This is a genomic window from Enhygromyxa salina (assembly GCF_002994635.1).
GTDB classification, from domain to species: Bacteria; Myxococcota_A; Polyangia; order Nannocystales; family Nannocystaceae; genus Plesiocystis; species Plesiocystis salina_B.
The window spans coordinates 93,979-116,270 of record NZ_PVNL01000119.1; the positions used below are offsets into that span (position 1 = coordinate 93,979).

The window sequence follows — 22,292 nt, forward strand, 5'->3', positions numbered from 1 at the left end:
GCGGCGCGACAGCAATGAAGGCAGCAACCATCGTGTCGATCACCAGCCAGGGGCGAGCATGAACGAGCTGTGGCACACCCACCTGTTCACGCTCGGCGCCCAGAACATCACCGTTGGCACCTTGGTGTCGGTCGTGGCGTACCTGGCCCTGCTCGCGCTGCTCACCCAGGTCGTCAAGCGCAAGCTGGTGTTTCGCCTGCTCCGCCGCACGCAGGTCGACCCCGGGGTCCAGTACGCCACGGCGCGGATCAGCTCCTACGTGATCTGGGTGGTCGGCTTGTTCTCGATCCTCCCGTGGCTCGGGCTCGAGTTCAAGAGCATCATGGTCGCCTTCGGTGCGATCGGCGTCGGCGTGGGCTTGGGTCTGCAGAACCTGGCGGACAACTTCGTCAGCGGTCTGGTGCTGCTGTTCGAGCGTCCGGTCAAGGTCGGCGATCGGGTCCAGCTCAACGACGGCGTGCAGGGCCAGGTCGTGGGGATCCACGCGCGCACGACCGTGGTCCGGACCAACGAGAGCATCGACATTTTGGTGCCCAACTCCGAGTTTGTCAGCCAGCGGGTCACCAACCTCAGCCTTCACAGTCGCGTGGTCAAGTTTCGATTCCCGATCGGGGTGTCGTACTCGAGCGACGTGGAGCAGGTCCGCGAGGCGCTGCTCACCGTCGGCAACGCGACGCCCTCGCTCGCGGTCGGGCAGTCGCCCGAGGTCCTGTTCCTGGGCTGCGGGGACTCGAGCCTGAACTTCGTGCTGCGGGTCCCCTCGGACACGATGCTGCACACCCCGGACGTGTTTGCGACAGAGATCTATTTTGCGATCTGGGCCGAGTTCGCGCGCCGCAAGATCGAGATTCCGTTCCCGCAACGCGACCTGCACCTGCGCAGCCCCACGCCGCTCTCGGTCCAGCTGCTCGAGCCGGGCAACCTGTCCTGGCTACAAAACAAGGTCGCGAAGCCGCCCTCGGATTCGTAGCCACATCGTCGACCGATTTTTTGACTAGGCGCTGTGCGACCGCGGGCGTACCATCGGGGCCTGGAGACGTTCATGCGAAGTGACAACCTGCGAGCCGTAATCATCTCGGGCACCTGTGCCGCCTTCACGTTCGGCTGTGCGACCGGCGAGTCCGACGACGGCGACGTGTTCTTGACGTTGACGACGCAGAACCCCACGTCGGTCGGCGACGGCGACGGCGACCGCGAGACTGGCAGCGACGACCACCAAGCAGACGACACCGGCGATAGCTCGGCCCCGGATCCGACCTGTGATGACGCCGAGCAAAACCAGATGGAGACCGACCTCGACTGCGGCGGTCCCAACTGTGATCCATGCGCGAATGGCTTCGCGTGCGTGATGAACAGTGACTGCCTGAGCGACAGCTGCGTCGGCAACGTCTGCATTGAGCCGTCGTGCTCGGATGGGGTCCAAAACGGCGACGAGACCGACGTCGACTGTGGCGGCGCGGCCTGTGATGCATGCGAGGACAACCTCGGCTGCGCGATCGCGGCGGACTGCCTGAGCGGGGTGTGCTCGGGGGGCGTGTGCTCACCACCCGCGTGTGGCGACGGCGTGTTGAACGGCAGCGAGACCGACGTGGACTGCGGCGGCACGTGCCCAGGCTGCGCCGAGGGTGGGGCGTGCGCGATGGACCTGGACTGCCTCTCGCAGTTTTGCGACGCCAACGCCTGCGCCCCAGCCGACTGCCTCGTCGACGCCGACTGCGGTGCGTTCAACGGCGACTGCACGGCGGGCGTGTGCAACGTCGAGAAGGTCTGCGAGTCGTCGCCGGTCAACCAAAATGGTGCGTGCGACGACGGCAACCTGTGCACCTCCGGCGAGGTCTGCTCGGCGGGCAACTGCGGCGGCGGGGTGCCGCTCGACTGCAGCCAGCTGAGCAACGCGTGCAACGTGGGGGTCTGCAACCAGAACAACGGCCAGTGCGCGCAGCAGTCGGCCAACGACGGCAACCCCTGCAACGACAGCAACCAGTGCACGGTCGCCGAGGTCTGCAACATTGGCGAGTGCGAGGATCCGAACGCGCCGGGCTATGTGTTCTTCGAGGACTTCGCCAACAACAGCGCGGGCTGGCAGCTCGGGACCGAGTGGCAGATCGGGGCGGCGGCGGCCTCGAACTGCGCGGCCTCGTGCCCCGGCAACGATCCGGCCACGGATCACACCCCGACCAATGACAACGGGATCGCGGGTGTGGTCATTGGCGGCTGCGCGAGCGTGGCGCTCCACGCCGACTACTGCATCACGAGCCCGGTCATCAATACCGCCGCAATGAACACGGTGTGGCTGACCTACTGGCGTCACCTCCACACCGACTACTCGCCCTACATGGTCTCGACGGTGCAGGTGTACAACGGCAACACCTGGCAACAGGTGTACACCACCAGCAACACGTGCATGAACGACCTGGCCTGGACCGAGGTTGGCCACAACGTGACGGCCTACAAGAACGCCAACTTCCGCGTTCGCTTCTGTCATAACGTTGGCAGCAACGGCGCGTACACTGCCGGTCACTGGAACATCGACGACGTGACCATCGGCCCCGCTCAGTGCACGCCGGGCTGAACGGGTGTCGATCAACCACGTGAGCCCAGAACAGGGTAGGGTCGCGCGATGCGCTGCTCGCTCCTACCCTTGCTTCCTGTCTGTGCCTGTCTCGCGCTGGGGGCCGCCTGCGCCGACGAACCTGCCGCTGATTCCGAGACCGGATCGGCGACGGAGAGTGGTGACGGCGACGGAGATCCAGGCGACGGCGACGGCGATCCCGGAGACGGAGACGGCGACGGCGATCCGGGCGACGGCGACGGAGATCCGGGCGATGGAGACGGAGACGGGGACGGAGATGGAGACTCGGGCGACGGCGACGGCGATCCGCTCGAGTGCAGCGACCCCGCGCCCGAGTGGATCTTCTGCGACGACTTCGAGTCCGACGCGCCCATGGTCGCAGACGGCCGCTACTTCGAGTATGGCGACGACGAGGGCGACTTTGTCGTCACGCCGGGCGCGGGCTACGGCGGCACCCAGGGCATGCGCACCCACTTCGAGCCAGGCGAGGTCGAAGCCGGCGGCATGAAGCTGGGCTTTGGCCGCAACCCCAACGGCTACATGAACAAGGGCATTCGCCCCGACGAGGACTTCCGCGAGATCTGGTACCGCATGTACCTGCGCAACGACGACGGCTGGACCGGCAACCCGGCCAAGCTCTCGCGCGCGACGATCTTCAGCTCGGCCGACGACTGGTCGCAAGCCATGATCGCCCACCTGTGGAGCGACGGCAACGCGCACCTGTTGCTCGATCCCGCCAGCTGCGTCGAGGACGGACAGGTCGTGTGCCAGGGCTACAACGACTTCGCCAACCTCAGCTGGCTGGGCAACCTGTCCGGGCAGACGCCGCTGTTCTCGACCGAGCTGTCGGGCCAGTGGTTCTGCGTCGAGGCGCACGTGAAGCTCAATGATCCGGGCATGCAAAATGGCGTGCAGGAGTTTTGGATCGACGGTCAGCTCGAGGCCCAGCGCGATGGCCTGGACTTTGTCGGCACCTGGACCGAGTACGGCATCAACGCGGTGTTCTTCGAGAACTACTGGAACGACGGCTCGCCGCAGGACCAGGGCCGCGACTTCGACAACATCGTGGTCTCGACGGCGCCGATCGGCTGCCTGTGATCACGGCTGCGTCAGCGCGACCGGGTGTGGCAGCGGCTCGCCGCGGACCCCGGCGAGCAGGTTGAGGCACGCGAGCTCGGCCATGCGCCTGCGGGTGGTGTGGGTCGCCGAGCCGATGTGCGGCAAGATCAGGCAGCCAGGCGCGGCGAACAGCGGGTGCGCGGGCGGCAGCGGCTCGGGCGAGGTGACGTCGAGCGCCGCGCCGCGCAGGCGACCCGTGGTGAGCGCGGCCAGCAGCGCGTCTTGATCGACGATCGCCCCGCGCGAGGTGTTGATCAGGATCGCCTCGGGCTTCATCTGCTCGAGCGCGGCTGCGTCGATCATGCCCTGGGTCTCGTCGGTCAGCGGCACGTGCAATGTCACGATGTCGGCGCGGGCGAGCAGCTCGGTGAAGCTCAGCCGCTGCGCGCCGAGCTTGGCGGCGTCGGGGTGATCGTGATCCGAGCGCCCGACGTAGCAAATCTGCATGCCAAACCCGCGGGCCCGCTCGGCGACCGCGTAGCCAATTTTGCCGAGCCCGACGACCCCCAGGGTGGTCCCGCGCAGCTCGACGCCCAGCCAGCCGTCGGGGGTCCAGGTGTGCCAGCGACCCTCGCGGGCGTCGAGCGCGGCCTCGTCAATCCGGCGGGCGGCGGCGAGCAGCAAGGCCATGGTCAGGTCGGCGGTCGCGTCGGTCAGCACGCCCGGGGTGTTGCCCAGCGCGACGCCCCGCGCGGCGCAGGCCGGGATCACCACGTTGTCGTAGCCAACCGCCATGTTGCTGACCACGCGCAGCGCAGGCAGGCGCACGAGCAGCTCGAGGTCGACGGGCATGGTCAGCAGCGAGAGCAGGCCGACGACCTCGGGCAGGCGCGGGGTCGGAACCGCGTCGATCCCAACGATCACCTCGCAGCCGGCCTCGGGCTGGTCGAGCCGCGCGAGCCACTCGCGGGGCACCTCGGGTGGGACGACGACCAGGTGGGTCACGGCGCCGCCGCTCCGATCGCGTCGGGCAGCTGCGCGAGCGCGTCCTTGGCGTTGGGATGGTTGTCGAGTTGCTCGGCCAGCCACTGTGGATCGAAGCGCTCGAGCACGTCGCGCAGGCCGTGCCAGCACGGCCCGATCGAGCCGTCGAGCTGGCGGCGCAGCCAGAACCCCGCGGCCATCGGGGTGGTCAGGGTCGTGCCATCCCAGTTGCCGTCGAACTCGGGCATGCTCTTGGTGTAGTGGCGCTCGAGCCACTCGATCCCGTGCTGGCCGTTGGAGGTGTCGCGCAGGTAGCTCTGGGCTTCGGTGGCGATCGAATATTGCTGATGCAGCTCGAACAGGCTGACCGCCATCATGCGAAAGAACCGGTAGAACACCCGATCATAGGCCAATTGGACCGGGACACCGTCAATGTACTGATTGGGCGCGGGCAGCAATTTTGCGCGGGCCCAGAAGATGATCTCCGGGTTGACGGTGTCAAACGGCAGGCTGGACCCGGGCAAGGTCGCGCTCACGCCAGCGAAGCGCTCGATCGGCCGAAGATCACTGTAGCTCGCGGGCGGCTGCCCCACGATGTCGCCGACGCAATTGTTGAGGTTGCCGTAGTAGAGGATCCCGCTGATCCCGGCCATGAACACGCCAAACTGACGCTGGTTGAACGCGAACGGCTCACCCTCGTAGGTGAACATGTAAGAGTAGGGGTCGTTGAACCAGCACCGGTAGATCTGCGCGGCTTGTTCGGACAGCGGCTCGAACACGCGACGGCCGGCGGCGCCGACCTGCGACTCGACGAACACGGGCGGGTCGCTGCGGGTGGTCGTGCGGGCCTCGATCTCGGGCAGCGTCGCCGGCACCGTACGGCACGCGAGCGTCAGCATCGCGACCACGCCGAGCGGGAGCAGAGGGCGGAGGGGAGCCATTGGCCGCGATCTAAGCACGACGGAGAGGGCAAGGGTAGCGCGGCCGGATGCTGCTACCCTGGCGGCATGGCGAACCCACCCAAGGACCCCACCATGCAAGTTCCGTTGATCCTGTGGGCCGCGATGTTGGTCAGTCACATCCTGTTCCTCGTCGTCGGGCACGTCGCTCGCCCGCCCGACGGCGCAGGCGCTGGTGACGTCCAGATGATCTCGATCACGCTGACCGGGGTCGGGGTCGTGGTCGCGCTCCTCAGCGCCCTGGGCGTGCCACTGTTCGCCCGGACTCAGGCGTTCTTGACCGCGATGATCCTGCGCTTCGCGCTCGCCGAGGCGGTGTCGATCTTCGGCCTGACCCTGGCGATGCTCGGCGCTGACATGCAGTGGACGTATGCCCTGACCGCGCTCGGGGTCATGGCCCACATCGCGGCGTTTCCGAGCGAGCGCGAGCGCGAGGCTCACGAGCGGCGTCGGGGTGGTGCGTAGGTGGCCAAGCGCGACCGCACGCTCGAGGCGCTGGACCGGCTCGCGGAGGCCGTGACGGATCCGCACTCGAAGTCTGCCCAGGCGGCGCTGACCAAGGCTCTGGGGGCTCGCTCCAACCTGGTGGTCGCGGCCGCGCTCGAGGTCATCTGCGAGCACGAGCTGACCGGGTTCGAGGCGGCCATGCGCGCGGCCTTCGACAGGGCGATGACCGATCCGGTGCGCAGCGATCCTGACTGCCGAACCAAGGTTGGGGTCGTCAAGGCGCTGGACCTGCTCGGCGAGCCAGCGGACGAGCTGTTCTCGATCGCCGTCCGGCACGTGCAGCCCGAGCCGGTGTGGGGTGGCTCGCAGGACACCGCGGTGGCGCTGCGCGGGATCTCGGCGATGGCTTTGGTCAACCGCCGCCATCCAGACGCCATGGTCGAGCTGGCGCGGCTGCTCGCAGACCCCGAGCGCGAGGCCCGAAGGATGGCCGCCGACGCGGTCGCGGCCAGCGGTGACGTGGCGGCCGGGGTTCCGTTGCTGATCCTCAGGATCCGCGCGGGCGACCCCGAGCCGGAGGTGCTCGGGGCCTGCTTTGCCGCGCTGCTGGCCCTCGACGGCGAGGACTCGTTCGGGTTTGTGGTCGAGCACCTGCGCGCGCGCGATGAGTTGGTGGTCGAGGCCGCCGCGCTCGCGCTCGGACAGGAGCGGCCGCCGGGGGCGCTCTCGGCGTTGCGCGAGTTTGTCGAGGGCACGCTGCTCGGGCCACGCAGGATCGGGCTGCTGGCGATCTCGATGCTGCGCAGCGAGGACGCGTGGGGGTACCTGCTCGAGCTGGTCGCCGACGCGCCGACGGGCCTGGCCCGCGACGCGATCGAGGCGCTGGGGGTCTACAGCGAGCTGGGGGATCTGGCCGCGCGCACCCGCGAGGCGGCGGCTGGGCGGGCAGACGAGGGCGCGGGGCTCGAGCGCAGCCTGGCCGAGGCGTTCGGCGACTGACGCGGTCGCCAGTGTGTCTGCGGATCGCTTGCGGCGCGGCCTCGCTGCCGCGATCCTGTCGGCGATGCGGGAGCGCTTCGACAAGAAGTTCGGAGGCGACTTTCTGGCCCAGATCCCCAGCGCGCCCGGTGTCTACCGCATGTATGACCGGGCAGGAGCGCTGATCTACGTGGGCAAGGCCAAGGATCTGCGCAAGCGCCTGTCGCAGTACCGCAACGCCGGCCCCGAGCGGAGTCGCAAGAAGATGCGCGCGTTGGTCCGGTCTGCCACGCGGATCGTCGTCGAGCAGCACGAGTCGGAGCTCGACGCATGCCTCGCGGAGATCCGCCTGATCCAGGCCCACCGGCCCAAGCGCAACGTGGAGTTCGCCTATGAGTTCTTGTACCCCTTCATCGGCGTCGCGGCGGACGGGAGCTTGCTGCGATGGTGCCTGACGACCGTGCCCGAGCAGTTTGAAGGCTACGAGTTGCATGGCGCGTACCGGTCGCGCGACGTCACGGGCACGGCCTTCTTTGCGATGATGCGGCTGTTTGGATATCTCGGCCACGCGCAGCCGCGTCGGACCCTCGGCGCCGACGCGGACAAGGACTACTCCTACGTGTTCGAATTTCGCCAGCTCCCAGCCCAGACGCGGGCCGGGTGGACGCAGCTGCTCCGCGGCGCGAGCGACGACGCGCTCGCCGATACTGCGGTGGCCTTGCTCGACAAGGTCAAGGCTCGGTCGCAGTCTTCGGAGGTCGAGGCTGACCTGCTCGCGGTCGACACATTCTATCGGGAGCAGGCGCGGCCGCTGCGGCTGATGGCCGACGCCGCGAACCATGTGGCGTGGCCGGTCGCCGCCGCCGCGAGGGACCCGCTGCAAGCGATGTGGAGGCTCCGGGAAGCTCAGTCCGAGGCGCAGGTCAGCGCGTAGACGCTGTCGCGGGGGACAGGGAGCGTCCCTGGACGAACGGCGATGCTGACCTCCAGCGGGCGCTCCGCGTCGACGCAGATGTCACTGATGTCGTCGTAGAGACTCTCGGTCTGCTGGTCTGAGTCGGTCAACAGCACGTGGCAGCGATCGGCGCCAGCGGGCACGGCGTAGTTCAGGTTCGCGTCGAGGACGAACCCCTGCTCGTCGCGGACGCAGGGCGGCACTGGCCAGGTCTCGTCGGCGGCGGTGCGCACGATCAGCTCGCAGTCAGGCTCGACCAGGACGGTGCTGGGGTCGGTGTCCGCGACTCCGACCGGTCCACACCATGGCGGAAGTTGCGGCCTGATCTTGTTGGCCACGCTCTCGAGCGCGGGGGTCCAGTCCGCGCTGCAGATCGAGGACGCCGCTCCGATCGGCGCGACCAGCTGGTAGAGCCGCCCAGGCGGCTGCGCGCGCTGGCCCATCGCGTTCTCGCAGCCGGGGCCCCAGCCAAACTCTTCGATCCATGCGGCGTCATCGGAGGGGGCGTAGCTGAGTAGACCGTTCGGTGTCACGCCGCCGATCATGCTCACGAATACCCCCCGCTCGAGCCGCAGCGTGGCGAGCTTGGCCTCGAACTCGACCAGCGAGCGCAGCGTGGCGTCGGCGTAGTCGGTGGTCGGCTGACCGTGCGCGTCGCGGTCGATCGGCACGCAGCCGTCGGCGTCGCACGAGCTCCCCGCGTTGTGACACACCGCCGAGGTCGGGGCGTCGGCGGCGGGGTTGGACCAAAACACGCGCTCACCCTCGGGGTCGAACATCGACGCCGACGCGGCATGATGCGAGCAGTCGTCCTCGTCGCCGATGAACAAGATCATGAGCGGGGTGTCGTCGCGCAGGAACCCGAACGCAGGATCACCCGGGCTGCCCATGTGCTCGAGCGCGCGGCTGGCCGCCGCCAGCGGGCTCTCGAATTCGCAGCCGCCAAACCCCCGCAGCGCCGCGCAGCTGAGCGCGTGCTCGAAGCTGACATCTCCGGGCAGGTTGCCGCCGTAGCTGTTGTTGGCCGGCTCGAACCACGGGCGGATCGCAAGCTGCTCGGCGTAGTCGTCGAGCGGGCTGGGGCGCCGCGCGATCTGATCGTGGGGGCACGCGTCGTTGCAGATCTCGCGCTGGTCGACGACCTCGTCCGAAAATTCGCTCGGCGCCTCGAAGGCCTGGGGTGGCGCGGCGCGGCAGGTGTCGGTGAGCAGCTCGCCACCACGTGCGAGCGGGCCGGCGCAGGTCGGGCCGGGGACGCTGGTCGTGGTGATCGCGACGCGGACGTCGAAGTCGACGTCATCGGCCAGCAGGACCTGCGCGATCGCGTCGAGGTTGGCTGCGAGCGTGGCTTGGTACCCGCTCATCGAGCCCGAGTCGTCGACCACGATCAGGAGGTCGAGCCGGTCGGGCGCGGGGACCGGGACGACCATCCCGACCACCGCGGCTTGCTCGGGCGGATCCTCGACGCAGGCCGGACCCAGGGTGATGATCGAGAGGGAGAACCAGGCAGCAGCGCGCACGAGCACCGACGGTGCAAGCGCCGTGCTCGCTCGGGCGTCAGCAGCGACCAAATAAACGGCGTTTGTCGTGGGATCAGGCCAATCGAGTTGGCGGCTCGATCAACTGGGTTGCGCCGCGATCCGCCAGCGCACCCGCTCGCCAGCCCGCAGCGGGACCAGCAGCTCATCGCCCAAGCTCAGGGTCTCGGGCACGGTCCAGGCCTCGCGCACCAGGTTGAGCATCACCCGGTTGCGGGGCAGCCCGTAGAAGTCCGGTCCATGAAAGCTGGCGAAGGCCTCGAGCCGGTCGAGCGCGCCCGCGGCCTCGAACACCTCGGCGTACAGCTCGATCGCAGCGTGGGCGGTGTAGATCCCCGCGCACCCACACGCGCTGTGCTTGTTGGCGATCGAGTGCGGCGCGCTGTCGGTGCCTAGAAAGTACTTCCCGGTGTTGGCGACCGAGGTCGCGGCTTCCACCAGCGCCTCGCGGTGACGCTCGCGCTTGAGGACCGGCAGGCAATAGTGATGGGGCCGGAGTCCGCCGCTGAAGATCGCGTTGCGATTCAGCAGCAGGTGGTGGGCGGTGACCGTCGCCGCGGTGCGTGGGCCGGTCTCGCCGATCCACGCGACCGCGTCGGCGGTGGTGATGTGCTCGAGCACGATCTTGAGCTCGGGGTGGCGCCCGTGCAGCCGCGTGAGCGCGCCGTCGACGAACCGGGCCTCACGATCGAACACGTCGTCGTTGGGGTCGGTGGTCTCGCCGTGGATCAGCAGCGGCACCGCGTGCTCGGCCATCGCCTCGAACACCGGGGTCAGGGCGTCGAGGCTGGTCACGCCGGCCTCCGAGTTGGTCGTGGCGCCGGCCGGATAGAGCTTGACGCCGACCACCTGTGGCGTGGCCGCGACCTGCTGGATCTGCGCAGGGGTCGTGTCTGCGGTCAGATACAGGGTCATCAACGGCTCGAAGGCCGAGCCAGGCGGGCGCGCGGCCAGGATCCGCTCACGGTAGCCGAGCGCCTGGGCCACGCTGACCACTGGCGGCTTCAGGTTTGGCATCACCACCGCGCGGCCGAACCGGGCGGCGGTGTCGGCGATGACGGAGATCAGCTGATCCCCGTCGCGCAGGTGCAGGTGCCAGTCGTCGGGCTGGGTGATCGTGAGGCTATCCATGCTGGTACTCGATCGACGACTCGACGACCTACTCGACGACCTACTCGACGACTAGGGCGCGGGTCGAGATCGCCTTGCGCAGCCGCGCGCGGAATTCCTCGAACGACATCGACTCTTGCTCGCGGCTGCCGTAGCGGCGCAAGGTCACCGACTCGCCCTGCTCCTCGCGCTCACCGACGACCAGGGTGTTGGGGATCTTGCCGGTCTGGGCGTTGCGAATCCGCTTGTTGAGGGTGTCGGCCGACAGGTCCGCGCGGGCTCGCACGAACTCACCGCGCAGCTCGTCGACCAGCTTTTGCGCGTAGCCAGCGAACGGCGCCGCGACCGGCAGCACTCGGACTTGCTCGGGCGCTAGCCAGGTCGGGAACGCGCCGCCGTAGTGCTCGATCAAGAACGCGACAAACCGCTCGTGGGTGCCGAGCGGGGCCCGGTGGAGCACCCAGGGGTGGCACTCTTCGTCGTTGGCGTTGGTGTAGGTGAGCCCGAGCCGCGCGGGCACGGCGAAGTCGAGCTGGTTGGTGCTCGCCGTCTCTTCGCGGCCGGTGACCGTGCGGAACTGGACGTCGATCTTGGGCCCGTAGAAGGCGCCCTCGCCCTTGACCTCGCGGTAGGGCATGCCGATCTCGTCCATCGCCGCGCGAATGTGGCGAGTGGAGGTCTCCCAGGCCTCGGGCATGTCGACGTATTTCTCTTTGCCCTTGGGATCGTCGGGATCCCAGGTCGAGAGCCGCATCCAATAGTTGTCTTGCAGGCCCAGGATCTCATAGACCCGACGGTGCAGAGCCATGACTTTCTTGAATTCGTCGCCGATCTGCTCCTCGGTGCAATAAATGTGGGCGTCGTTCATGCACATGCCGCGCACGCGCAGCAGCCCCGACAGCGCGCCAGACTCTTCGTAGCGGTAGCAGTTGCCATACTCGGCCAGGCGCAGCGGCAGGTCGCGATAGCTGCGGGGCCGGGCCGCGAAGATCTTGTGGTGATGCGGGCAGTTCATCGGCTTGAGCGCGTACTGCTCGACGACCTCTTCGACCTCGCCGGCCTCGGTCTCGTGGCGCTCCTTGAGCTCGAGGAACGGGAACATGCCGCTGGCGTAATAGGGCAGGTGACCCGTGCGGTAGTAGAGCCCGACCTTGGCCAACTGCGGGGTCACGACCCGCTCATAGCCGTCTTTGAACTCGAGCTCGCGGGCGAGCTTCTCGAGCTCGTCGCGGATCACCGTGCCGTTGGGCAGCCACAGCGGCAGGCCCTTGCCGATCTCGTCGTCGATGTGAAAGATGTCGAGCTCGCGGCCGAGCTTCTTGTGGTCGTTGGCGAGCGCGAGCTTGTGCTCTTTGATCCGCGCCTGCAGCTCTTCGGCGGTCTTGAACGCCCACGCGTAGATCCGGGTCATCTGCACGTTGTCGCTGTCGCCCCGCCAGTACGCGCCAGCGATGCTGCGCAGCTTGAAGGCCCCGGCCGGCAGCGCCCGCGTGCTGTCCACGTGGGGGCCCTCGCACATGTCCAGGAAGGGGCCGTTCTTGTAAAATGACAGGGTCTCGAGGCCGTTCTTCTCGACCAGCTCGCGGGCGTACTCGAGCTTGTAGGGCTCTTGCATCTCCTCGCCGATCAGGCGGAACGCCTCTTGCGCCGGGAGCTCCTCACGCTCGAACTTTTGCCCGCGCTTGATGATGTGCTTCATCTTCTTCTCGAGCTCGGGCAGGTCCGCCTCGGTGAGCGGCTCGCTGAGCACGAAGTCGTAGTAGAAGCCGTCGGCGATCGGCGGGCCAAACCCCAAGGTAGTCCCCGGACGCAGCTCGAGCACCGCCTGCGCGAGCACGTGCGCGAGGCTGTGGCGAATGCAGTAGAGTTCGGCGTCCTCGGCCGACTGATCTTTGTTGCTGGCGTCTTGCATGGGGCCCTACGTTGGGAGGGCGGTATACCGAGCAACCCCGGCGGGCGCCAGGGTGCCGCTCAGGCGCGGAGCAGGAACGCCAGGTCGCACACGTTGGTGCCGGTCGGCCCGGTGCGGACCAGATCATCGAGCGCTGCGAACACGCCGTGACTGTCGTGCTCGGCGAGCGCGGCGGTGACATCCAACCCAGCCGCGCGGGCGCGAGTGAGCGAGTCACCGGTGACCAGCGCCCCGGCGGCGTCGGTCGGGCCGTCCTCGCCGTCGGTGGCCAGCGTCATCAGGGCGACACCGGGCACGCCCGCGAGCCCGTCGATCGCCGCGAGCGCGAGCTCTTGATTGCGACCCCCGGCGCCGCGGCCGACCCCGGCGCCGGGCTGTCCCCCGCTGTGTTGAGGACCGAGCTCGACCGTGGTCTCGCCACCCGTGATCAGACAAAACGGCCGCGCGACGGGCAGATCCGCGGGGGTGTGGGCCAGCAGCTGCGCGAGCCGCCGGCCCTCGTCGGCCGCGGGCCCGCCGAGCATCGGCAGCAGCACGATGCTGTCCAGCCCCTGCGCGCGCGCGGCCTGGCACGCCGCCTCGCGGGCGTCGCCGTTGCGGGCGACCAGCACCTGGAACACGCCCTGCGGACGACCCGACGCGGTGGTTGGCCACGCAGCCAGCGGCGGCGGCTGGCGCAGGGCGGCGAGCAGCGGCGCGTCGAGTCCGCCGAGGCGCGGGCCCAGCTCGTCGAGCAGCTGCGCGTGGGCCTGGTCGTCGTTGGTGTCGGGGTAGACCGTGGGCCCCGAGCCGATCAGCGCGAGCTCGTCGCCGACCACGTCCGAGACGATCAAGCTGACCACGGTCGCCGGGCACAGCAGCCGCGCGAGCCCGCCGGCCTTGAGCGCGTCAAACCGGCGGCGCAGCTTGTTGATCGCCTGAATCGACACGTCGCGATCCAGCAGGTGTTGGGTGAGGGCAGCCCAGTCGGCGCTCGCCAGGGTCGGCTCGCTCAGCAGCGCCGACGCGCCGCCCGAGATCGGACACAGCACCAGATCCCGCGGACCGACGAGGCGCGCGCGAGCGCGGAGGTGCGCGGTAGCCTTGGCCGTGGCCGGTCCCGGGATCGGATGATCCCCACGCAGGATCTCGACCGGCCCGATCCTGCCGTCTTGCTCGCCGCTGTCGTGTTTGACGATCACGACCCCGCCGGCCACGCGCTCACCGAAGCGCTCGACCAGGGCGCGGGTCATCGCCGCGCTGGCCTTGCCCGCGCCGAACACGAAGATCCGGCCATGCTCGGCCTCGCCCGGGGCGTCAGGGTTGGCGGAGAGATCGAACACGAACTCACCGACGACCGCCGCCTCACCGTGGGGCTTGATCAGACGATGGGCAGCACGCAGCACGCAGGCGCGGGGGTCGACGGCGGCCAGCGCCTGGGCGGCGACGTGGGCGAGCGCGCGGGTGTGGGGGGCCCGCGTCAAGCACGGGCTGTCGGCCAACAGTCGTTCGGTCCACGCGTCGCTCCCCATCCCGGCCCATCCTACTCCAGCCGGTCTGACCTCGCACATTGGCGCAGGGCGCAGGGCCACGCGGCCCTCGTCGTGTCTCCGCACGTCGTGCGACCCATGGGTAGAGAGCCCGCTTCTAGGGGGCCACACATGCGCCCGCGAACAAATGGCCCCGAGGAGCGAAGCGACCAGACGCGCCAGCGGCAGCAGCCGGCGAACTGCCAAGTTCTCCGTGGAGGGTCATAGACGTCCGTCAGACCTCGAGCGCGCAGGCGGTGAACGCCTCGCAGGTCTCGGAGGCCGTGCACGTCTCGAACGCGGCGCGCACCGTCGCCTCGCCGCTGTCGAGGTCCTTGCCGCACTGCACGGCGCACTCGACATAGGTGCTGGTCATCGCCTGCTTGAGCTCGGCGAGCTCCTCGGGCTCGAGCTCCACGCTCTCTTGCTCCGCGCCGCACACGATCGCGCGGGTACAGAACGAGTCGCAGGTCTGGCTGATCCCCGGCGTCAGCCCGCCAGGATCGCCGTAGTCGGTCTCGGCCCAGCTGTCGAGGCAGCCGAGCATGCCTTCACACGAGGCGTGGTCGATACAGCCGGTCAGCTCGACGCGGGCCCGGCTGTCTTCAGGGGTGGACTCGCACTGCAGCAGGCAGGTCTCGTCGAGCTCGTTGCGGTGGGCCTCGTCCTGCATGCAGATCGGATCGAGCGCCAGCTCTTCGCCGCCGTCTGGCTTGACCGCGCGTGGCTTGCGGGTGCCCGCGTCGGACTCGCAGACCTTGGCGATCGCGCATGCGCTGGCCTGGCTGCACAGGTTCTCGCAGCTGCGATCTCCGACCGGCGCGACCGTGGCCAGCCACGGGCGCACGCTGGGGGTCCCGACGCAGCCCCAGTAGGCGTTGCATGACTCGAGCTTCAGGCAGTCGCGCAGCGCCAAGCTCGAGCCGCGATCCGCAAAGCTCGCGCACCCGGGCTCGCAGGCCTGGGCCAGGCGCTCGGCGATCACCGCAGGATCACCGTCGACCTCACTGGCGAGCTCGGGCACGCAGCGCTCGAGCCGACGGCAGCCGGCCGCGCAGATCTTGGGTGAGTCGATCTGCTCGTCCGCGACCTCGACCGGGGTCTGATCCGGCTCCTCGCTGGGGTTGGCCGGGCGGTGGCAGCCACCGACGAGCGCGCCACACACGAGGGCCAAGACCAGCGCCACCGCGACGGGCGGCCTGCGACGGTGGGGCATGGGCGGAGTGTAGATTAAGATGTGCGTCCATGTCCGCCGACGCAGGACCGCTGTGGATCTTTGGATACGGCTCGCTGGTCTGGCGGCCCGCGTTCGCCCACGTCGAGCGCCACCCGGGCTTCGTGCGCGGGTTCACCCGGCGGTTCTGGCAGGGCTCGACGGACCATCGGGGCGTACCAGGGGCGCCCGGCCGGGTCGTGACGCTGCTGCCAGCTGGCGCGGACCAGCGCTGCTGGGGCACCGTGTACCGGGTTCGGCCCGGCAGCGAGGGTGAGGTCCTCACCGGGCTCGACCACCGCGAGCAGGGCGGCTACGTGCGCGAGCGGGTCGAGGTCACCCACGCGGGCGGGCAGATCCGCGACGTGCTGGTGTACCTGGCGACCCCGGCCAACCCCGAGTGGCTCGGCGACGCGCCGCTCGAGCAGATCGCCGCCCAGGTGATCGCCAGCGTCGGACCGAGCGGCGCAAACGTCGAGTACCTGCTGCGCTTGCATGACGCCCTGGTCGACATGGGTGGGCGCGACGAGCACGTCGCGGCGCTCGCTGAATTGGTGCGCGGGCGGCTCGGCTAGAGCACCAATCAGTTTGAATTCACGACGCCAGGCACATCTGGGGCCGCTCCTGCCGTTGTCGCTCGGCGCTCGCAGTATGCCGGATACAGCTTCGGCCTCGCTCCTAGGCAGGAACGGCCCCAGACGCACCTGACGACGCGACTCCAAACTGATCGGCGCTCTAGCAGTGATATGGTGCCGCCCAGTGATGCCCCCCGCGGTCGACACCACGCAGCTCAGCGAGGCGCTCACGCAGCTCGAGCGTGCTCAGGCGTGGCCGCCTGGGCTGCTCGACGAGCTGCGCGATCTGATCAGCTCGGCGACCGACGAGGCGCTGTTTCAGATCAACCCGGTCAGCTACGCGACCGCGCGCGGCCGGGCGCCCGAGCTGGGCATCGCGCTGTTTCTTCACGCCGCGCGGGCCGGCCTCATGCAGATCGACTGGAGCCTGCGCTGCTGCGGCTGCGGCGAGCTGGTGTCCAACCGTGGCGGGCTCGCGCAGCTCGACAGCGACTTCTACTGCGACTCGTGTGCGCGCAGCTCGGCCGCGAACCTCGATGAGAACGTCGAGGTCGCGTTCACCGTGGCGCCGAGCGTTCGGCCCCTGCGGTTTCACGCGCCCGACTCGCTGTCGCTCGAGGACTATTTCTATCGGTTCCGATTCTCGCGCGACATCGTGATCCGCGGGCTCGACAAGCCACTCGTCGCGTTCTTGCGCGAGCAAGCGCTGATCCTGGCCTGGCTCGAGCCTGACGCCGAGCTCGTGTTCGAGCTCGACATCCCCGAACAGGGCTGGGTGGTCGGGCACCCGCGCACCATGATCACCACGATCGGCGCGCCGACCCGCGAGCGCCGCGAGCTCACGCTCGACTATCACGATCGCGCCTTTCACCCCCGCCCCGAGCTGGCGCCTGGGCCCGTGCGGCTGACCTTGCGCAACAAGACCGCCGAGCGGGTGCGGGTGCTGAAGTACTTCACGCCGATCGTGACGTACTTCGACTACCTGCCGCACTTGAGCGGGCGGCGGCTGCTCAACAACCCCGAGTTTCGCCGCTGCCTGGGCACCGAGGTCGTCCGCCCGGGCACGGGGATCCCTGTCAAGGACTGCACCTTGCTGTTCACGGATCTGCGCGGCTCCACGGCCATGTACGATCTGATCGGTGACAACGCCGCGTTCGAGCTGGTCACCGAGTCGTTCGAGGTCATGGCCCAGATCGTCACCCGCTGCGGGGGCGTCGTGGTCAAGACCATGGGCGACGCGATCATGGCGTCGTTCAACCATCCCGCCGACGGCGTCCGGGCCGGACTGCAGATCATCTTGAACGAGCACGGCGAGCTGCAGCCAAAGGTGGGGCTGCACCGCGGGCCATGCATTGTCGTCAATCAAAACGACATGGTCGATTACTTTGGGCAGACCGTGAACGTCGCCGCGCGAGTCCAGGGCGAGGCGGCCGGCAACGAGCTGTGTCTGACCGAGGCGGTCTGGGACGACGTGCGCGAGGACCAAGCCGTAGCAGCGTCACTCGCCGAGTTTGGTGAATTGCAGCGCGAGCTTCGGGCGCTCAAGGGCGTGAGCGAGCCGGTCCCGCTGTACCGCGTGCGGGTGCGATGAGCGATGAGCGATGAGCGATAACTAGTTTCCGGGATCGGTGACGCGACCGATGAACAGCGCGGCGCCGCTGGTTTGATCGTGGATCACGAACAAGAACGGGCGGTCGAGGGTCATGACCGCGGGGGCCGGCGCCGTGCCCCGACCGTAGCCCGTCGCCACCGCCGTCGCGGCGGCGGCTTCGGTGCCCATCTCGTCGACCTTGACGAAGGTCTTGTGGAACACCTGCCCGATGAAGATGCGCTCGCTCGGGTCCTTGGGGGCGGCGATCCCGGTGAAGTCTGCGCTCGCGCGATCGAACGCCTGGACCGCGCCCAGCGCTTGCAGCGGCTCGGCGAGCTCGAGTGAGTCGGGCGGGGACAGCTCGAAGCGAGGCAGGTCGAGCTGGACTTGCCGCTCGGCGGTGGTGGTCCCGCTCAGCCACCCTTGCAGCGTGGCGAGCTCGAGCCCGGCTTCGACCTCGGCCAGATCCTTGCCCTCGCGCGGGAGCACCAGGGTCATCGCAAACCCCGGCGCCGAGTAGCGCAGCGTGGCGACCTGGACCTCGGCGTTCTCCTGATACGCGTAATAGTGGGTCGCGTGCATCATCCTCACGCGAATGTTCTCGCCGACGCCGTGAAAGGTCGCGTCGGTGGTCAGCTTGGCGTCGAACGGCTGGCGCCAGTCGGCGAGGAAGTACACCGCGTTGGTCAGGACCAGGCGGGTCTGCGCGTCGACTCCGTTCGCCGGGATCAGGTCGACGATCCGGTCTTTGGTCTGGGTCTCGACCCAGCCGTTGATGTGGGCCCGCGTCGGCTCGGCCGCGCCCGCGAAGTCGACGAGCTCGAGGGGCGCGCGCAGCTTGACCTCGAGCGAGGCAATGTATGGCGCCTCGAAGCTGAAGGTCTGCTCGCCGAACAGGCGGTTGGCCGCGAGCAGGGTCAGGGCTGGCACGTCCTTCCAGCTGTCCCACAGCGCGGCGGTCGAGGTCGCGACGTCGGCGGTCGCGGGCAGCTCGTCGAGGTGCAGCGCGCTGCCGAGCTGATCGCGGGTGGTCCCCTTGGCGCCGAGCCAGGTCATGGTCAGGGCCACGTGCACGCTGACCGGGGAGATCGTCAGGTTGCCCGGACGCTCGCGCAGCTGGCCCCACAGATCCAGGCCGAACCCGTTGATCGCCGCGCCGAGCTCGTTGGAGACCTCGACTGGCTCGTCAACGGTTGACTCGGGCGCGGGGGGCTCGGGCGCTTGGGGCTCGGTCTTGGTGCGCTGGTCCACGCTGGTGCGCGCGGCTGGGGGCTCCTTGGCAGACGAGCAACCGCTCAGTCCCAGCGCGAGCAGGCTCGCGGAGACAACACCAACCGAGGTCAGAGAACACGCGAATCCGTTGCGGCGAGGCACGCCCCACAATGGCCTGCTCAGCGCGTGTTGTCACCCCGCGCGGGCTCAGGTCGGCGGCGCGGCTTCGAGCAGCAGCTGCTTCGCGCCCGCCAGGACCCGCGACTGGGTGGCGTAGTTGTCCCAGCCCCACGCGTGAACGGGGAACGGCTCGTTGACGTGGCCACAGTCCGGGCAGGTGCGAAGCTCGGGATCTTCGTTGAACGCCCGGAGCACGTCGGGGAGCGCGGCCGCGGACATGAACGGGTGGTCGAGCTCCGTCGCGTCGGGCGGTGAGGCGCCGTCGAACTCGCCCTTGAACAGCTGCTTGCGACAGCTGGTGCACAAGATCGAGATGGCCTCGGGCTGGGCGCCCTCGTCGAGCTGCCGCTGCGTGACCGAGAACAGCACGAAGCTGCCGGGCGCCGTCTGATCCTTCAAGAAGCCGTTGACCCCGTGGACGCGGCCGCCGTTGTAGAGCTGACCCGTCTGCAGCGTCGCGCCGTTGGCGACGAACGCGATGATGATCTCGTCGACCGAATTGTGGTGATAGAACTGGCCGTAGTCCGTGTCCGGTCCGCCGATGAACAGCGCGCCCGTCGGGACGATCGCGCCGGGATGCAGGTACGGAAACAGCGGCGCCAGCGTGGTGTTGGCCTGCTGCATGTGGTTGAGCAGGTTGGCGTGGAGCGGCGGCCGGTCGGCTCGCGGCGGGGGGATGACGAGCTCGCGCGGGTTCGGTTGCTGTGACATGTCCAGGTCCAATCGGCTCGCGCCGCCGATAGTATCGGTGGGCCTGAACTGCGGGGTCAACGAGAGAACGGGCGTCGACGGGGGAGGGCGCGTGATCGCCCCGAGTTGGCGGCGGCGACCGTGGGAGGGATCACGCCCGGTACAGCTTGCCAACTGCGGTCAGATGGCCAGCTTCCGGCTCGCATGGCCAACCTGAAGGTCGACGACAAGGGCGTTCGCCAGCGCTGCGGCGCATGTGGCAAGCAGAACCGGCTGCCGTTCGCCAAGCTTGGTGTCACCGCCAAGTGTGGCAGCTGCGGCGCCGAGATCGGCGGAGCGCTCGCCGGCCCCGCCGATGTCACGAGCGACGCGGCTTTTCATGCGCTGATCGGCGGCGCTCCGCTGCCGGTCCTGGTCGATTTTTGGGCGCCGTGGTGCGGCCCGTGCCGCACGGTCGCGCCCGAGATCGAGAAGGTCGCTGCCGAGACGGCCGGCCGGCTGTTGGTGGTCAAGGTCGACACCCAGAGCCTGCCGGGGCTCGGCGCGCGGTTGGGGGTGCAGAGCATCCCGACCATGGCGGTGTTTCGCAGCGGCAGCGAGCTCGCCCGGGTCGCGGGGGCGCGGCCGGCCCCCGCGATCCAGCGCTTCGTCGCCGAAGCGCTGGGTAGCGATGCCTAGGCGGGGGCGTCCGAAGGACGGGCGCGGACTCCGAGCCTTCGCCTTGACCCTCGAGTCAGAGCATCGAGGACAGGTGGGCCTCTTTGACGGGTCCTCCGCAGACTCAGAGGTGGGTTCGCTACTGTCTACTCGGCCGCGTTCGATTGGTCGTGGAGTCCGCTGTCGATGGGTATGGTCAAGCGTGCGTGACCACGCAGCGGCGCACCGCCAAGGAACAGCCGCTTTTGGATCCTGCACGTCAGCGCGTCCAGGGCTCCCACCGCGTCGACTCGCTCGAAGTCGAGGCCAGTATTCGTGACATTGTCGGACTCGTCGTCGCCATCACGAATCAGCGTCGCACCCCGCTGCAGCATGCCGACCAGCTCGTCGACCTCGGGTAGCTCACCACAGAGCTCGAGGTGCAGCGTCTGCATGAGCGCGATCACTCCCGCGACGACCGGCGCCGCCTGACTGGTCCCGTGCTGGACGGACTCGCCGCGAGGCCCCTCGATCCCAGCCGAGGTGACCGGCGCTCCGGGGGCGAAGAGATCTGTACGACAGCTGCCGCCGACGGAGTGGTGGAGGCGCTGGCTAAATGGCGTGATACGGTCGGGGCCAGTCGAGAACGCCTTCGCGCCGCTCTCATAGCTGAACGAGCCCGCGCGCTTGTCGTACACCGCGCCAACGCTGACGCAATGGCGCAGGATCGCGGGGTAAGACATGCCTTGGGCGCTGCCGTGCTTGAAGTAGTCGTTTCCGGCTGCGATCACGACAGCGATGCGGCGCTCACGAAGGTGTTGGATTTGCTCGTTGATCCTGTCGCCAACCAGACCGTCGTCGCTCGTGCGGTTGTCCCCCGCGCCCAAGGACATGCACACGACCGAGATGTTGTGGCGACCCGCGTTGTCCAAGACCCACTCGAGGGCCTCCGCGACGGCGGCGAAGCTGCCACGGCCCATGTTCGAGAGGACCTTTAGTGGGACAATACCCGCGCCAGGCGCGATGCCCCGATGGTCGCCGTTGGCGACGATGATCCCACTGACGTTGGACCCGTGACCGTGGCCGTCGTTCGCGTCCTCGAGGGCACCCTCGTTGTCTGCGGTGAAATTTCGTTGATCCCGCACCTTTCCTCGGAAATCGATGTGGCGGGTGTTGAGGCCCGTGTCACACACGGCGACCGTGACCGCAGATCCGTCGACAGCAAAGCGGTTGCGCGCTTCGCTGGCTCGGATCAGTTGGTCGACCTCGGCGAGGGCGAGCCCGAGCTGGGGGGCGCCAAATTGCTGTGGACGATCGACCGTGACAGTGTCGATGGGGGCGGAGTTGGTGGTTGATGTGTTGCGGCTCATGGGTGCTCCATGGAGTGAGTCACCCGCGCCGAAGGATCCGTTCGTTTTGGCTTCGCTGTTTGCGACCAGGCCAGACTCCTCGTGCTCGCTCGACGAAACCTCTTAAAAGGTCAGGGTTTCAATGCTCGCGCTGAGCCAGCTCGCAGCTGCGCTCGGACGCTGGCCGCCCACTGCTCGAGGTCGTCACTCGTGCTCTGCATGGCGCTGGCGCTGCGTTCGAGGTGGTTGAGCTGCTTGGTCAACTGCAGCTTGGCCCGTCGCAAGCGGCTGCGAGCCGTATCTTCGGGGACACCAAGCACCTCTCCGAGTTCGCCACCAGGCAGCTCCTCCCAGAACGAGAGCTCGAGCACGACCTGGTGTTTCAGCGGTAGCCGGCGCAGCGCTTCGAGCAAGCGGCGGTGGGCTTCGCTGCGCGCGAGCAAGGTCGAAGGTCCGGCGCCAAGATCGTGGATTGCGAACTCCTCGATGTTCTCGTGGGCTCGGCCGCGATGCCGACCTTCCCAGTGCTGGAGGACCAAGTTACGGGCAATACCGAGCAAATAGGTGCGAAAGCTCGAGCGTCCTTCAAAGCCATCCTTACCCTTGGCACAAATCTCGAAAGTTCGCTGTAGCAGATCCTCGAGGTCATTATCGACCTTGTTGGCCAAAAACCGTCTGACCGCTCCATAGTGGCGGTGGAACAGCTCGTTTCCCGCTTGTAGGTCACCCCGCCGCCACGCGCTGAGAAGCTCGGCTTCGCCCTCCACGAACTCAGGCTACCACGTGGCTCCACAATTTTGTGGACGGAATTCGACGGAGTCTGG

General features: G+C 68.4%; 20 protein-coding genes. 9 read left to right on the forward strand and 11 right to left on the reverse strand.

The window, feature by feature from the left end; all coding sequences use genetic code 11:
* Nucleotides 1-58 precede the first annotated feature (58 nt).
* The 3 genes from ENSA7_RS31135 to ENSA7_RS31145 all read left to right on the forward strand — a co-directional run bounded on the left by ENSA7_RS31135 (nt 59) and on the right by ENSA7_RS31145 (nt 3,670).
* Entirely contained in the window at nt 59-970 is a 912-nt protein-coding gene (locus tag ENSA7_RS31135; RefSeq protein WP_106093036.1) for a mechanosensitive ion channel family protein, read from the forward strand.
* A 72-nt stretch (nt 971-1,042) separates the two neighbouring features.
* A complete protein-coding gene (locus ENSA7_RS31140) occupies nt 1,043-2,572 on the forward strand; it encodes a hypothetical protein (RefSeq protein WP_146158342.1) in 1,530 nt (509 codons plus the stop codon).
* 48 nt (nt 2,573-2,620) lie between these two features.
* The gene (locus ENSA7_RS31145; RefSeq protein ID WP_106093038.1) at nt 2,621-3,670 is read left to right on the forward strand and encodes a hypothetical protein; all 1,050 of its coding nucleotides are present in this window, start codon (nt 2,621-2,623) and stop codon (nt 3,668-3,670) included.
* Here ENSA7_RS31145 and ENSA7_RS31150 read toward each other — a convergent pair whose 3' ends face one another.
* Both ENSA7_RS31150 and ENSA7_RS31155 read right to left on the reverse strand, forming a co-directional pair.
* The gene (locus ENSA7_RS31150) at nt 3,671-4,636 is read right to left on the reverse strand and encodes a 2-hydroxyacid dehydrogenase (RefSeq protein WP_106093039.1); all 966 of its coding nucleotides are present in this window, start codon (nt 4,634-4,636) and stop codon (nt 3,671-3,673) included.
* Nucleotides 4,633-5,556 carry a hypothetical protein gene (locus ENSA7_RS31155; protein ID WP_106093040.1) on the reverse strand — a complete coding sequence of 308 codons (924 nt, stop codon included), beginning with the start codon at nt 5,554-5,556 and terminating at the stop codon, nt 4,633-4,635. Before ENSA7_RS31155 ends, ENSA7_RS31150 begins: the two co-directional genes overlap by 4 nt.
* A 66-nt stretch (nt 5,557-5,622) precedes the next feature.
* Between ENSA7_RS31155 and ENSA7_RS31160 the strand changes: the two genes are divergently transcribed.
* The 3 genes from ENSA7_RS31160 (at nt 5,623) to ENSA7_RS31165 (ending at nt 7,933) form a co-directional block, all read left to right on the forward strand.
* Nucleotides 5,623-6,039: a hypothetical protein gene (locus ENSA7_RS31160; RefSeq protein ID WP_106093041.1), complete on the forward strand. Its 417-nt coding sequence runs from the start codon at nt 5,623-5,625 to the stop codon at nt 6,037-6,039.
* The gene (locus tag ENSA7_RS44410) at nt 6,040-7,020 is read left to right on the forward strand and encodes a hypothetical protein (protein ID WP_181234285.1); all 981 of its coding nucleotides are present in this window, start codon (nt 6,040-6,042) and stop codon (nt 7,018-7,020) included.
* A 64-nt stretch (nt 7,021-7,084) separates the two neighbouring features.
* Nucleotides 7,085-7,933 (forward strand): nucleotide excision repair endonuclease, encoded by an 849-nt coding sequence (locus tag ENSA7_RS31165; protein WP_181234286.1) that lies wholly within the window; start codon nt 7,085-7,087, stop codon nt 7,931-7,933.
* On the opposite strand, the gene ENSA7_RS31170 is transcribed toward ENSA7_RS31165, so the two are convergent.
* The 5 genes from ENSA7_RS31170 to ENSA7_RS31190 all read right to left on the reverse strand — a co-directional run bounded on the left by ENSA7_RS31170 (nt 7,906) and on the right by ENSA7_RS31190 (nt 15,238).
* Nucleotides 7,906-9,474 carry a hypothetical protein gene (locus tag ENSA7_RS31170; RefSeq protein WP_146158343.1) on the reverse strand — a complete coding sequence of 523 codons (1,569 nt, stop codon included), beginning with the start codon at nt 9,472-9,474 and terminating at the stop codon, nt 7,906-7,908. The genes ENSA7_RS31165 and ENSA7_RS31170 overlap by 28 nt on opposite strands.
* Before the next feature lie 99 nt (nt 9,475-9,573).
* The gene (pyrC, locus tag ENSA7_RS31175; protein WP_106093044.1) at nt 9,574-10,623 is read right to left on the reverse strand and encodes a dihydroorotase; all 1,050 of its coding nucleotides are present in this window, start codon (nt 10,621-10,623) and stop codon (nt 9,574-9,576) included.
* A gap of 40 nt (nt 10,624-10,663) precedes the next feature.
* Nucleotides 10,664-12,514: a threonine--tRNA ligase gene (gene thrS, locus ENSA7_RS31180; protein ID WP_106093045.1), complete on the reverse strand. Its 1,851-nt coding sequence runs from the start codon at nt 12,512-12,514 to the stop codon at nt 10,664-10,666.
* A gap of 59 nt (nt 12,515-12,573) precedes the next feature.
* Complete coding sequence (locus ENSA7_RS31185) at nt 12,574-14,025, reverse strand: glycerate kinase type-2 family protein (RefSeq protein WP_181234287.1); 1,452 nt, start codon at nt 14,023-14,025, stop codon at nt 12,574-12,576.
* 232 nt (nt 14,026-14,257) lie between these two features.
* The gene (locus tag ENSA7_RS31190; protein ID WP_146158344.1) at nt 14,258-15,238 is read right to left on the reverse strand and encodes a hypothetical protein; all 981 of its coding nucleotides are present in this window, start codon (nt 15,236-15,238) and stop codon (nt 14,258-14,260) included.
* Between the two features lie 29 nt (nt 15,239-15,267).
* On the opposite strand from ENSA7_RS31190, the gene ENSA7_RS31195 reads away from it, so the two are divergent.
* Both ENSA7_RS31195 and ENSA7_RS31200 read left to right on the forward strand, forming a co-directional pair.
* On the forward strand, nt 15,268-15,810 hold the full coding sequence (locus ENSA7_RS31195; protein WP_106093048.1) for a gamma-glutamylcyclotransferase: 543 nt from the start codon (nt 15,268-15,270) through the stop codon (nt 15,808-15,810).
* A gap of 187 nt (nt 15,811-15,997) precedes the next feature.
* Nucleotides 15,998-17,401, forward strand: a complete 1,404-nt coding sequence (locus tag ENSA7_RS31200; RefSeq protein ID WP_106093049.1) for an adenylate/guanylate cyclase domain-containing protein — start codon at nt 15,998-16,000, stop codon at nt 17,399-17,401.
* A gap of 21 nt (nt 17,402-17,422) precedes the next feature.
* Here ENSA7_RS31200 and ENSA7_RS31205 read toward each other — a convergent pair whose 3' ends face one another.
* Nucleotides 17,423-18,652, reverse strand: a complete 1,230-nt coding sequence (locus ENSA7_RS31205; protein WP_181234288.1) for a serpin family protein — start codon at nt 18,650-18,652, stop codon at nt 17,423-17,425.
* Between the two features lie 168 nt (nt 18,653-18,820).
* Nucleotides 18,821-19,504 carry a hypothetical protein gene (locus ENSA7_RS31210; protein ID WP_146158345.1) on the reverse strand — a complete coding sequence of 228 codons (684 nt, stop codon included), beginning with the start codon at nt 19,502-19,504 and terminating at the stop codon, nt 18,821-18,823.
* 183 nt (nt 19,505-19,687) lie between these two features.
* On the opposite strand from ENSA7_RS31210, the gene ENSA7_RS31215 reads away from it, so the two are divergent.
* Nucleotides 19,688-20,161: a thioredoxin family protein gene (locus tag ENSA7_RS31215; protein WP_106093052.1), complete on the forward strand. Its 474-nt coding sequence runs from the start codon at nt 19,688-19,690 to the stop codon at nt 20,159-20,161.
* A 125-nt stretch (nt 20,162-20,286) separates the two neighbouring features.
* On the opposite strand, the gene ENSA7_RS31220 is transcribed toward ENSA7_RS31215, so the two are convergent.
* Nucleotides 20,287-21,489 carry a S8 family peptidase gene (locus ENSA7_RS31220; RefSeq protein ID WP_106093053.1) on the reverse strand — a complete coding sequence of 401 codons (1,203 nt, stop codon included), beginning with the start codon at nt 21,487-21,489 and terminating at the stop codon, nt 20,287-20,289.
* A gap of 110 nt (nt 21,490-21,599) precedes the next feature.
* The gene (locus ENSA7_RS31225) at nt 21,600-22,235 is read right to left on the reverse strand and encodes an RNA polymerase sigma factor (RefSeq protein WP_106093054.1); all 636 of its coding nucleotides are present in this window, start codon (nt 22,233-22,235) and stop codon (nt 21,600-21,602) included.
* Nucleotides 22,236-22,292 lie beyond the last annotated feature (57 nt).

Coding starts and splice junctions, on each gene's coding strand:
- ENSA7_RS31140 (WP_146158342.1), top strand. CDS start 1,043: ATGCGAAGTGACAACCTGCGAGCCGTAATCATCTCGGGCACCTGTGCC.
- ENSA7_RS31165 (WP_181234286.1), top strand. CDS start 7,085: ATGCGGGAGCGCTTCGACAAGAAGTTCGGAGGCGACTTTCTGGCCCAG.
- thrS (WP_106093045.1), bottom strand. CDS start 12,514: ATGCAAGACGCCAGCAACAAAGATCAGTCGGCCGAGGACGCCGAACTC.
- ENSA7_RS31220 (WP_106093053.1), bottom strand. CDS start 21,489: ATGAGCCGCAACACATCAACCACCAACTCCGCCCCCATCGACACTGTC.
- pyrC (WP_106093044.1), bottom strand. CDS start 10,623: ATGGATAGCCTCACGATCACCCAGCCCGACGACTGGCACCTGCACCTG.
- ENSA7_RS31190 (WP_146158344.1), bottom strand. CDS start 15,238: ATGCCCCACCGTCGCAGGCCGCCCGTCGCGGTGGCGCTGGTCTTGGCC.
- ENSA7_RS31135 (WP_106093036.1), top strand. CDS start 59: ATGAACGAGCTGTGGCACACCCACCTGTTCACGCTCGGCGCCCAGAAC.
- ENSA7_RS31200 (WP_106093049.1), top strand. CDS start 15,998: ATGCCCCCCGCGGTCGACACCACGCAGCTCAGCGAGGCGCTCACGCAG.
- ENSA7_RS31160 (WP_106093041.1), top strand. CDS start 5,623: ATGGCGAACCCACCCAAGGACCCCACCATGCAAGTTCCGTTGATCCTG.
- ENSA7_RS31145 (WP_106093038.1), top strand. CDS start 2,621: ATGCGCTGCTCGCTCCTACCCTTGCTTCCTGTCTGTGCCTGTCTCGCG.
- ENSA7_RS31155 (WP_106093040.1), bottom strand. CDS start 5,556: ATGGCTCCCCTCCGCCCTCTGCTCCCGCTCGGCGTGGTCGCGATGCTG.
- ENSA7_RS31185 (WP_181234287.1), bottom strand. CDS start 14,025: ATGGGGAGCGACGCGTGGACCGAACGACTGTTGGCCGACAGCCCGTGC.
- ENSA7_RS31210 (WP_146158345.1), bottom strand. CDS start 19,504: ATGTCACAGCAACCGAACCCGCGCGAGCTCGTCATCCCCCCGCCGCGA.
- ENSA7_RS31215 (WP_106093052.1), top strand. CDS start 19,688: ATGGCCAACCTGAAGGTCGACGACAAGGGCGTTCGCCAGCGCTGCGGC.
- ENSA7_RS31195 (WP_106093048.1), top strand. CDS start 15,268: ATGTCCGCCGACGCAGGACCGCTGTGGATCTTTGGATACGGCTCGCTG.